Source organism: Streptomyces flavalbus, assembly GCF_042674625.1.
Taxonomy (GTDB): Bacteria; Actinomycetota; Actinomycetes; order Streptomycetales; family Streptomycetaceae; genus Streptomyces; species Streptomyces flavalbus.
In genome coordinates this window covers 7,410,865-7,423,080 of record NZ_JBHTEB010000001.1, presented here as the reverse complement: position 1 = coordinate 7,423,080, position 12,216 = coordinate 7,410,865, and the positions used below count along the sequence as shown (strand labels likewise).

The following is a 12,216-nucleotide window of genomic DNA, read 5'->3' as shown; positions in this document are numbered from 1 at the left end:
GGCTAGATCAGTTCCTCCAGCTCGAGCAGTGGACGGGTCGGCCGGGTGGGCGGGAGGTCCGCCGGGCGGGGACGGTCCGCCGGGTGGGAGCGGTCCGCCGGGCGGGGGCGGTCGAGCCAGTACCGGCGCCGTTGGAACACCGGCGCGGGCAGCGGGGTCCGTACGGCCGTCCGGTCGGTGTCGGGGGCCTCGCGGAGGACGACGTGGCAGTTGGTGCCGCCGAAGCCGAAGGCGCTGAGCCCGGCGCGCCGCACCCCGTGCCGGGGCTGCCAGGACGTGAGCCGGTCCTGGACGCGGAACGGTGAGGTCTCGAAGGCGAACCGGGGGTTGGGGCGTTCGCAGTGCAGGGTGGGCGGGAGCTGCCGGTGCTGGAGGGACAGCACGATCTTCTGGAGTCCGGCCATGCCCGCCGCCATCAGCAGGTGGCCGACGTTGGACTTCACGCTGCCGACGGCGCAGAACTGGCGCTCGTCCGTGGCCGCGCCGAACACGTGCGTGAGGGAGCGCAGTTCCATCGGGTCGCCGATCATCGTGCCGGTGCCGTGCGCCTCGACGTAGGAGACGCTCGCCGGGTCGGCGCCCGCGCGGCGCAGGGCCTCGCGGACGACGTCCTGCTGGGCGTCGGGGTTCGGGGTGGTGAGGCCCATGGTGCGGCCGTCGTTGTTCATGGCCGTCGACTCGATCACCGCGAGGACGCGGTCCCCGTCGCGCAGCGCGGCGTCCAGCGGCTTGACGAGGACGGCGCCCACGCCCTCGCCGGGCACGAACCCGTTGGCGGCGGCGTCGAAGACGTGGCAGGTGCCGTCGGGTGACAGGGCGCGGGCGGCGCTGAGCGACAGGTAGGGCGTCTCGTCGAGGAGCAGGTCGGCGCCGCCGACGATCGCCATCTCGCACTCCCCGAGCAGCAGGGACTGCCGGGCCAGGTGGAGGCTGGACAGCGAGGACGAACACGCGGTGTCCACGGTGAGGTTGGGGCCGCGCAGGTCGTGCAGGTGGGCCAGGTGGGCGGCGATGAAGTTCTGGTTGAGGCCGGTCGCCGTGGCCCGCCCGGGCACGGTGACGCGGGTGCCGTAGGTGCTGGTCCCGGAGCCGACGAAGACGCCCACGGGCCGTCCGTTCAGCTCCTCGCCGCGGTACCCGGCGTCCGCGATGGCCGTCTCGGCGGCTTCGAGGAAGAGCCGGATCAGGGGGTCCATGTGGGCGGCGTCGTCCTCGGGGATGCCGAAGTAGGCGGGGTCGAACTCCTCGATGCCGTCGAGGTAGCCGCCCCACTTGCTGATGCTCATGCCGGGCGCGTACTCGGGCGAGTAGAGGCTGGCGACGTCCCACCGGCCGCGGGGCACCTCGCGGACGCCGGAGCGGCCGTCGCGGAGCAGTTCCCAGAAGGCGGCGGTGTCGGGGGCGCCGGGGAAGCGTCCGGCCATGCCGATGACCGCCAGCGGGGTCGTCGCCGGGGCGGGTTCCGGGGCGGGGGCGGGTTCCGGCGCGGGCGCGGGGGCCGCGGGCCTCGCCTCGGCCGTGGTCCGCGGCTGGTCGCCCGCCCAGCGGCCCAGGCCCTCCGGGTACGTCAGCGTCAGGTGGCGGGCGAGGCGGTCGACGGTCGGGTGCTCCAGGATCACCGAGGGGTCCAGGGCCGTGCCGGTGACCTCTTCCAGCCGTACGACGATGCTGGCGATGAGGATGGAGTCCACGCCGAGGTCCGCGAACGGGCGGTCGGGGGCGATGCGCTGCCGGTCCAGGTCCGTGACGTCGGCGAGGACGCCGGTGAGGTGCGCGGCGCAGCGCTCGGCGAGCCGGGCGGTGTCGTGCTGCTGCTCCATGGGGGCGGCCTCCGGGGTCGCGGCGGGCGGGGCGGTGACCGCCACCGGCGCGGCGGCCACCACCGGCGCGGCGGCCACCACCGGCGCGGCGGCCACCGTCGGCGTGGCGGTCACCACCGGCGTGGCGGTCACCGTCGCGACGGCCGCCAGGTTGACGTCCCCCGCGGTCGCCAGCGCCGCGTCGAGCAGGGTGAGGCCGTCCTCGGGGCGCAGGGCGGTGAAGCCGAGTTCGCCGTAGCGGGGGGTGACCACCTCGCCCATGCCGATGCCGGACCAGCTTCCCCAGGCGAGGGAGAGCCAGCGGGTGGCGGTGCCGCGGCGCCGGGCGTGGGCGGCGGCGAAGGCGGCGTAGTCGTCCAGGGCGGCGTTGGCGGCGGCGTAGTCGCTGAGCCCGACGGCGAGTTCGGGCAGCCAGGCGGAGAGGGAGGAGTAGAGGACGACGAAGTCGGGCGCGTCGTCGCCGAGCGCCCCGGCGAGCGCGGACAGGGCGGGGCCCTTGGGTTCCCAGGTGGTGTCGAACTCGTGCGGCGGCTTGTGCACGAAGGCGGGCGTGGGCGACACCGCGCCCGCGCAGTGCAGCACCCCGGCCGGGGGGCCGAAGCGGGCGCGCACCTCGTCGAGGAAGGCGGGGAGCCGCCCGGGGGTGCCGTGGCCGACCAGGACCTCGGCCCCGGCCGCCTCCATCCGCGTGACGGCCGCCGCGCACGGGGCCCACCAGTCGTCCGGGGTGGCCTGGGCCCACTGCGCGCGGGGCGGCAGGGCCCGGCGTCCGGTGAGCGCGATCCGCCGGGCGCCCCTCGCCACGAGCAGTTCGGCGGCGGCGAGGCCGAGGCCGCCGGTGCCGCCGGTGACGAGGTAGGGCCGGTGCGCGGTGACGGTGACCGTGCCGAGGTGACCGGGACCGCCGGGCGTCCCGGAGGGCGCCGTCCCCGTCGTCCTGACCTCGCGGGTGCCGTGGGCGTAGCGGACCTCGGCGCTGCCGGTCCCGGCGGCGTACTCGGCGGCGGCCAGCGCCAGGGGGCCCGGCAGACCGGCGGCGGGCAGGGCGTCGTACTCGACCGTGACGGCGGTGACGGCGGCGTACTCCGCGCCGACGGCACGGACGCATCCGGCGACGCGGGCGGCGGTGAGGACGGCGTCGCCCGCTGCGGCGGGGCGGGACGCGGCCGAGGGGCGCGGGTGGACCACGGTGACCGGGTGGCGGCGGGCCCGTGCCGCCAGCTCCTGGAGCAGCGCGAGTCGGCCCTCGTGGCGGGGCGGGGCGCCGGGGGCCGCGAAGGCGTCCACGAGGTCGACGACCAGGTCGAACGGCTCGTGGGCGGTCAGTTCCTGGCGCAGGACGCGCAGGGTGGCGTCCCGGTCGCCGAGGTCAGCTTCGAGGGTGCGGGCGCTCGGCAGCGGCACGGGGGACGGTTCGCGCAGGACGACCACGGTGGGCGTCGCGAGCCCGGCGACCTCCTCCAGCAGCCCGGCACCGGCCTCCGCACCGGCCAGGACGAGGACGCTCCGGGGTGACCGCTGCGGCTGCCCGAGGGCCTCGGGGGTCCAGACGGGGCGCAGGAGGCGCAGGTTCCCCTCGGGAGCCGGTGTCTCCGCCGCCTTGGGGCCGTACTCCGTGGAGTGGTCGAACGGCCGGGCGGGGAACGGCACGCGGCGCCGCCCCGGTGCGACCGGCCAGGTCACGGACTCCCCACCGGCCCAGCGCCGGGCGAGGTCCGACTCCACGGGCCCGGTGGACGGCGCGGGCGCGGCGGCGTCCGTCACCAGCCCGGGGGCCGCCCGTCCCGCGAGGTAGGCGTCGAGCGCGGCGACGGCCTCGTCGGCCGAGGCGGCGACCACGGCCAGCCGCGCGGACAACGGCTCCTGCACCACCCCGGAGGTGTGCGCGAGGTCGGCGAACTCGGCGGGCCGTCGCCGCAGTTCGTCCCTGAGCAGGGTCGCGTAGGCCCGCAGCCGGGTGTGGTCCGGCGCCGACAGCACCAGCGCGGACGCCCGCCCGTCGACCGGCGCGGCGCTCCCGGCGGCGGGCGGCGGCTGCGGCGCCTCCTCGACGACGACGTGGGCGTTGGCCCCGCCGAACCCGAAGGCGCTGATCCCGGCGCGCAGCGGCATCGGCGCTCCCCCGGCGTCCACGGGTCGCCACGGCCGCGCCTCGCGCAGTATCCGGAACGGGCCGCCGTCGAGCCGCAGGTGCGGGTTGGCGCGCTCACCGACGGGGTTCGGCGGCAGGGTGCGGTGCTCCATGGCCAGCAGCACCTTCAGCAGGGCGGCGATCCCGGCGGCGGACTCCAGGTGCCCGATGTTCGACTTGACCGCGCCCAGGTGGCACCAGGGGGCGTCGGCGGTCGCGCCGAGCCGTTCGAAGGCGGTGGTCAGTCCGGCGATCTCGATGGGGTCGCCCAGCTTGGTGCCGGTGCCGTGCGTCTCCACGTACGACACCCCGCGCGGGTCGGCCCCGGCGCGCTCCAGGGCGGCGGTCACGACCTCGGCCTGGGCCTCGGGGCGGGGCGCGGTGAGCGAGTGGGCGCGCCCGCCGTGGTTGACGGCGCTGCCGCGGATGACGGCGCGCACCGGGTCCCCGTCCGCGAGCGCCCGGTCCAGCGGTTTGAGGACGACGACGCCGACGCCCTCGCCGCGCACGAACCCGTCGGCGCGCTCGTCGAACGTCCAGCAGCGGCCGGTGGGCGACAACATGCCCGCCTGCCCGAGCGAGTCGAACCAGCGCGGGTTGAACAGGGCGTTCACGCCACCGGCGAGGGCGAGGTCGCACTCCCCCGCCTCCAGCGCGGCGAGCGCCCGGTGCAGCGCGGTGAGGGAGCTGGAGCAGGCGGTGTCGACGACCTCGCTGGGCCCGCGCAGGTCCAGCAGGTACGACAGCCGGTTGGCGATGACGCTCTGCACGTGGCCGGTGATGCTGTGGGCGGCCACCCGCTCGCCCGTCCGGCCCAGCAGGTCGGCGTAGTCGGAGAGGGTCGCGCCGACGAAGACGCCGGTACGGCTGCCCGCGAGGGAGGACGGCCGGATGGCCGCGTTCTCGACGGCCTGCCAGCCCGCCTCCAGGAATAGCCGCTGCTGGGGGTCCATCAGGCTCGCCTCGCGCGGGGACACGGCGAAGAACTCGGCGTCGAAGGCGAGCACGTCGTCGAGGAAGCCCCCGGTGGGCGCCGGGTCGCCGAAGCGCTCCACCGGGCCGGGTCCGACCAGGTCGTGCCCCTCGACCAGGTGCCGCCAGTACGCCGCGAGGTCCGGGGACCCCGGCAGCCGCCCCGCCATGCCGATGACGGCGACCGGGGGCATGGTCCCACCGGGAACCGGAGCGGGGGCGGGAGTGGGAACGGGCGCGGGAGCCGGAACGCCAGCGGGAGGCAGGGTGACGGTCGGGGCCTCGTCCGTCTGTGGGGCCACCGGTACCGGCGTGTCCCCCAACGCGGCGGTCAGCGCGGCGATCGTCGAGTGCTGGTAGAAGACCACGGGCGTGAGCGTCAGGCCCAGCAGTTCGTTGAGGCGGTTGGCGAAGTCGGTGAACAGCATGGAGTTGAAGCCGAGGTCACCGAACTCGGCCGTGTCGCCGAGCTGCGCCACGGGCACCTTGAGCAGCCTGGCGGCCTCCGCGCGCAGCAGTGCGCGCAGGTCGGTGCCCGGCGCCTCGGGGGCCCGGCGTTCGGCGACCGGCGCGGGTGCGAGTGCCGCGCCGATGCGCCGCTGGTCGCCGTGGCCGACGAGGACGCGGGGGCGGCCGAGGCGGAGCGCGGCCTCCAGGGCGGCGAGGGCGGCCGGGGTGCCGATGGGGACGAGGCCGAGCGTGGTCTCGGTGAGTCGGCGCACCGCGTCCGGCATCCGCATCCCGCCGTCCCGCCACAGCGGCCAGGCGATCGACACGGACGTCCCGGACCGCTGCCCCGCCGCCACCAGGCGCGCGCGCCGCTCGGCGTAGGCGTCCAGGAAGCGGTTCGCGGCGCAGTACGACGTCTGTCCGGCGTTGCCGAGGGTGCCGACGTAGGACGACATCAGGACGAAGAAGTCCAGCGGGTCGTCGGCGGTCGCCTCGTCGAGGGCGACGCAGCCGACCGCCTTCGGCGCGAGGACGGCACGCACCTGGTCGGCGGTGCGGGAGCGGGCCGGGCCGTCGTCCAGGACGCCCGCGGCGTGGATGACGCCGTGGACGGGGCCGTGGACCCGGCGCGCGTCGGCCAGCGCGGCGGCGAGGGCGGCCGGGTCGGCCACGTCGGCCCGCACCTCGTGCACGGCCGGGTCGGAGCTGGCGGGCGCGGTGGAGCGGCTCACCCAGGTGACGCGGGCCCCGTGGCGTTCGACGAGGTGGGCGGTGAGCAGGCGGCCGACGCCGCCCCGGCCGCCGGTGATGACGTAGTGGCCGCCGCGCCGGAACGGCGCGGGTCCGGCTGGGGACTTGGGGGCCTGCCGCCAGGCGCGGGCGAGGAGGCCGTCGCCGGTGAGCCGTCCCTCGGGGGTGTCCAGCGCGGACAGCACCTGGGCGAGGCCGGGTTCCGGCGCGTCCTCCGCGACCTCCAGGCGCACCGAGCGGAAGCCCGGCACCTCGTGCTCCAGGGCCCGCCCGAAGCCGGACGCCAGCGCCGCCGCCGGGTCGTCGTGGTCGGGGCGGGTGAGGTTCACGTAGGTCACGGCACCGAGCCGGGCGAGGGCGTGCAGGGCGTCGGGCGCCTCGTCCAGGGCCCGGGGCAGCGGTCCGCGCGGGCCGTCCAGACCGCGCCGGTCCACGACGACCAGCCGCCGTCCGGCCTCCGGGTTGATCCCGGTCAGCTCCCGGACGTGGTCCGCCGTCCCCGCCCAGGCGGGCGTGCCGCCCACGACGACGACGGCCGCACCGGCAGCGTCGGTCCCGGCCGGGGTGGCGGGCGTCCAGTCGGGGACGTGGAGTTCGGCCGCGGTCTCTGAAGGCGCCTGCGGCTCCTCGGTCACGGGCAGCCAGTGCCGGACGCGGGCGAACGGGTAGCCCGGCAGGGACACCCGCCGTCCGTCCCGCGTCGGCAGGATGTCGGCCCAGTCGAGCCGGGCGCCCTGGCACCACAGCCGGGCCAGCTTGGTCAGCTCACCGTGGGCGGCGAGGGTGCGGAGGACCTCGGTGGCGGCCGGGGTGCCGTCGAAGACGTCCCCGAGGCGGGTGTCGTCGTCGGCGCGGCCGGTGAGGGCGCCGTCGACACCGCGGACCGCCTCCGCGAGGGGGCCGTCGTGCGCGGTGATCTCCTCCAGGCGTGCGGCGAGTTCGTCGAGGCCGTCGACGACGAGGGCGAGCCGGGTGGGGTGGGCCTCGCGGCCCTCGCGCAGGGTGAAGGCGATGTCGCGGAGGCCGGGCCGCGGCCCGGCCGCCGTGCGCAGGTGGGCGGCGAGCCGGGCGCAGGACTCGCGCAGGCGGTCCTCGTCCCGCGCCGAGAGCACGACCAGCTCGGGCGCGGCGGACGTCTGCGGTGGCGTAGGCCGCTCGGGGGCCTCCTCGACGACCAGGTGGACGTTGACGCCGCCCGCGCCGAAGGAGCTGAGGCAGGCCCGGCGGGGCGCTCCGGCCGGGGCGGCGGGCCAGGCGGCGGTGTCCTGCTGCACGTGGAAGGGCGTGGCGTCGAAGTCGATGTCGGGGTTGAGGCGCGCGGAGTGCAGGGACGGCACGAGCGTGCGGTGCCGCAGTTGCAGGAGCACCTTGGTGAGCCCGGCGAGGGCCGCCGCCGCCTCGGTGTGCCCGATGTTGCCCTTGACGCTGCCGACGGGGACGGTCGCCGGGCCGTTCCCGGGGCCGAACGCCTTGCCCAGGCCGCGGATCTCGATGGGGTCGCCCAGCGGGGTGCCGGTGCCGTGCGCCTCGACGTAGCCGATCTGCGCGGGTTCGACCCCGGCCCGGCGCAGGGTCCGTGCGATGAGGTCGGCCTGCGCCTGGGGGCTGGGCACGGTGAAGCCGTTGGTGCGTCCGTCGCTGTTGGTGCCGACGGCCCGGATGACGCCGTAGACGTGGTCGCCGTCCGCGAGGGCGTCGCGCAGCGGGCGCAGCAGCACGGCGCCGACGCCCTCGCTGGTGACCATGCCGTCCGCGTCGGCGCCGAAGGGGTGGCACCGGCCGGTCCGCGACAACATGCCGAGCTGGGCGTACTGGATGCGCCGGGCGGGGTGCAGGATCAGGTTCACGCCGCCCGCGAGGGCGGCGGAGACGGTGCCCGCGCGCAGCGCGTCGACGGCGAGCTGGAGGGCGACCCCGGAGCCGGAGCAGGCGGTGTCGACCGCGACGCTCGGACCGGTGAAGTCCATGAAGTACGAGACCCGGTTGGCGAGTTGGTAGAGGTCGCTGTTGGGGTACCTGCTGTGCCCGTCGAGGGCGGCGTTGGCGCTGAGGACGGCGTAGTCGGGGCCCATCGAGGCGACGTAGACGCCGACGTCGCGGCCGAGGTCGGCGGCGGTGTGCCCGGCGTCCTCCAGGGCGTGGTGGGCGGCCTGGAGGAAGAGCCGCTGCTGGGGGTCCATGGTCTCGGCCTCGCTGGGCGCGAGGTGGAAGAACTGGGCGTCGAACTCGTCGACGCCGTCGAGGAGTCCGCCCGCGGAGGTGTAGGTGCGGTCGGGTCCGCCGCGCGGGTCGACGACGTCGCGCCGGTGCCAGCGCTCGGCGACGTCGCCGAGGGACTCGGCGCCCGCCTTGAGGTTCTCCCACAGCTCGGCGGTGTCGCGGGCGCCGGGGTAGCGGCCCGCGATGCCGACCACGGCGATGCCGTCGGACGGGCCGGGGCCGGGGTCGGCGGGCGGCGGCGCGGGCTGGGGCTCGGGCTGCCGTTCCCGCACTTCGGTCACGGGTTCCCGGGTGGGTGGTGCCAGCGCGGCGGCGAGCGTGCCGAGGGTGCGGTGTTCGAAGAACAGCGTCTTCGGGAGCCGTCCGAAGGTCTTCTCCAGGGCGACGGTCGCGTCCACGATCTCCAGCGACTCCAGCCGCAGGGACTCCAGCGTGGTGTCCGGTGTCAGCCCGGCCGCGGGCAGTCGCTTCAGCCGTGCGACGACCGTGCGTACGGCGTCGAAGGCGTCGCCCGTGCCACCGGTGGCCGTCTCCCGGGCCGCGGGTGCGGGGGCGGTCGGCGGGGCCGTCTCGCCGGTGACGGCCTGGTGCAGTGCCGCCGGGTCGGTGAGTTCGTCCGCGAGCAGCGCGAGGGTCTCGCGCCGGGCGGCGTCACCGGCCGCGCTGCCGCCGGGCTGGGGGGCGGGGCGGGGCGCGTCCGGGTCCGGCGCCTCGGCCGCGGCGCCCTCGTCGGGCTGGAAGACCAGGGCGGCGAGGTCGGTGAGGCTGGCCCGGAAGACCTGGGCGTCCGGGCCGGGTTCGGGTTCGCCCATCGCGGTGTGGAAGAAGGCGCGCGCCGGGGCGTTGCGGTCCGTGGGCCGGTGCTCGGCCCTCAGGTGCGCGGGGCCGTCCGTGGCCGTGACGGCGCGGGCGACGGCGGCGAGGAAGGCGTGCTCCACGCCCCGCCCGAGGACGCGGCAGCTCAGCAGGAAGGTGTCGAGCAGGACGTCGCCGTCCCGTTCGCGGGTGACGGCGGCGCCGACCAGCCCGTAGTCGCCGAACCGGTCGTGGACCTCCGCCACCCAGCAGCGGGCCCCCTCGGCCCGCAGTCGGCGCAGGTCGGACTCGGTGCGGCGGAGGGGGGCCAGGTTGAACTGGTTGGTGCGCTGGGTGAGCTGGGCGAAGCGGGCGAGGTCGGTCTCGTCGGCCTCGTGGACGTCGACGCGCAGGCCGAGGCCCTCGATGAAGCGGGCCAGCGAGGGGGCCGCCTCCTTGGCCTCCTCGCGGCGCCGGGACGCCTGGTACATGGCGGTGCGGCGGCGGTCCTCGTCGGTGACCTCGGCGCGGTCGAAGGCCCACAGCCGGGCGAGGAACGCGGGCCAGTCGGCCTCGTCCCAGGGCAGCCGCAGGGCGAGCACCCGGGGCTGCGCGGCGCGGACGGCGGCGACCTCCACGGGGTTGTCGTCGAGGAAGACGAAGGAGTCGAGGCCGACGCCGAGTTCGGCGGCGAGCGCCTCGATGTTGGCCGGTTTGGGGTTCCAGTCGACGCGGCGGGCGGCGATGTGCTCGGGCCGCAGCGGCATCTCCGGGCGCTGCCGGAACACCTCCTCGACGTCCTCGGCGGAGTTCTTGCTGGCCAGGCAGATCAGCACGCCCTCGTCGTGCCGTCGTACCGCCCACTCCTGGAGCCGTCGGTGGGCCTCGCCCAACTGGACGCCGCGGGGGCCGTCCTCGCCGACGACGCCGCGCCACAGGGTGTTGTCGCAGTCGAGGACGAGCACCTTGAACGGCTTGCCGAGCAGCGCGTGGACGTGCCGGACGACGGCCGTGGCCAGGGCGGTGCAGGCTTCGGGCGTGTAGGGGATGGAGGCGTGTTCCTCGCGTGCGGCGTCGTGGTGGTCGGCCACCCAGTGGCCGTCACGGCGGTCCTCAAGGCGTACGAGGTGCACGCCCCGGGCGCCCTCCAGCGCGCCCCGTACCCGGTCCTCCAGCGCCGCCAGTTCGGGGCCGCGCCGGTCGGCGGCGGGCGGGGAGGCGGGGCAGAGCGCGATGAGCAGGGGCACCGCGAAGCGTTCGGCGGCGGCGCGGGCGGCGGCGGCGAACTCGTCGGCGGTGCGTTCCCCGTCGGCGCCCTCCGGCCAGTCCTCGGCGCGCAGCAGGACGGCGTTGCAGCCGCGCCGGTTGGTGGCGAAGGCGCTGTCGGGGGCGAGGAGTTCCTGGAAGACCTGGCCGTAGGAGGTGAGGTCCACGGCCAGGTCGAGGCCGAGGCGGTCGGTCCAGTGGGCCAGCGGCTGGCGCAGGGGGTCGGTGGTGAAGGTGGCGGCGACGGCGAGGGTGCCGGACCTGCCGGTGGGCTCGGCCGGTGGCTCCTGCGGGAACTCGTCGAGGACTTCCGTGCTGCCCGCGTCGGTTCCGGTGGCGATCCGGTGGACGACGGCGGCGGCGACCGGTTCGACGGCGAGTGCGGTGTCGTCGGTCATGCTGTCGGCGAAGGTGGTCGCCAGCCGCGGTGGCCGCACGAGCAGCGCGGCGAGGCCGGGGTGGTCGACGGTGACGGCCTCCACCAGGCCCTCCACCGCCCGTTTCGCGGCGGTGTAGTGGGACAGTCCGCGATGGGGTGCGGGTGCGTAGGCGGAGGAGACGGCGACGACGACGCCCCCGGTGGGCGGGTCGGCGGTGAACGCGGCGAGGGGCGCCTGGACGAGCCGCAGCGCCTCCGCGACGTGTTCGCCGGAGCGGGTCACGGTGTCCGGGTGGAGGTCCATGGGGCGGGCGGGCGGTCCGGCGTTGAGGACCAGCAGGTCGACGGGGCCGTCCTGGTCGCGGATGGTCCGGCTCAGCCCGGCGCACCAGGCGGGGTCGCCCACGTCGCCCTGGTGCGGGTGGACGCGGGCGGCGTCGGGGCCGAGGGCGGCCAGCAGCGCCTCGGTCTCGGCGGTGCTGTCGCGGTAGGCGACGTGGACGGTGGCCCCGGCGAGGGCCAGCGCCTGGACGAGGGCGGCGCCGAGGCCGCGGCTGCCGCCGCACACCAGGGCGGTCCTGCCGCGCAGCGGCCGGGCGTCCCCGAGCAGGGCGCGCAGCCGTGCCGGGTCGGAGGGGGCGGCCTCGCGGCGGGCGAACGCGCGCACCTCGACGCGGGCGGTGGTGTGTCCGGCGGTGACGTCGCCGGTCAGCCGGAGGGACCGGTAGCGCGGGTCGACGTCCGCGAGCACGGCCCGCGCGGTGAACCCGTGCCCCGCGCCGCCGCTGGCGGTGAAGTCGGCGTCGATGCCGCTGACCAGGGCGGCCCGGCCGGGGATCTCCATCCCGGCGAGCTGGCTGGCCCAGGCGAGCACGCTGACGTGCTCGGGTCCGACGCCCCGGCGGGTGAGGCCGCGGGCGTCGGTGAAGCGGCCGAGGGCCCGCCAGTCGGGGCGGTAGCGGGTGCCCGCCCCGGTGCCGGGGACGAGGTCCTCCAGGGGGGTGCGGGCGGCGGCGTCGGTGAAGCGGGGCGGGGTGGCGTCGTCCGGGGCGGGGTGGACGGGGCCGGTGTCGTAGCGCACGTCGATCTCGGCGAGCGCGCGGCGGCCGTCCAGCAGGCGCAGGACGGTGGCGTGCGGGCCGTCGGGCGCGGACTGCCAGGTGTAGCGCTGGTCGGCGTAGACGGGGCCGAGGAAGCGGGCCCGCAGGGAGGCCAGGCGCTGGCCGCCGTCCGCCGGGGGTTCGGTCAGGGCGAGGGCGTGCAGGACGCACAGGGCGCCGTGGGCGACCGGTTGCCCGAAGGGGGTCTGCCGGGCGTACGCCGCGTCCAGGTGCAGGGGGCTGGCGTCCCCACCGGCCTCGGCGAAGTCCAGGACGTCCTGTCGTGTGACGCGGAAGTCACCCGCGACGACGTGGGGCTGCATACGCCGTTGT

The 12,216-nt window shown here is 76.9% G+C and carries 1 protein-coding gene; it reads right to left on the bottom strand.

The features are described 5' to 3' along the window. Positions 1-2: 2 nt before the first annotated feature. Positions 3-12,206, bottom strand: a complete 12,204-nt coding sequence (locus tag ACFQZ6_RS33180) for an SDR family NAD(P)-dependent oxidoreductase (protein WP_381616892.1) — start codon at positions 12,204-12,206, stop codon at positions 3-5. Positions 12,207-12,216: the final 10 nt, after the last annotated feature.

Excerpts from the sequence above, each read along its gene's own strand:
- ACFQZ6_RS33180 (WP_381616892.1), bottom strand. The coding sequence starts at position 12,206 with ATGCAGCCCCACGTCGTCGCGGGTGACTTCCGCGTCACACGACAGGAC.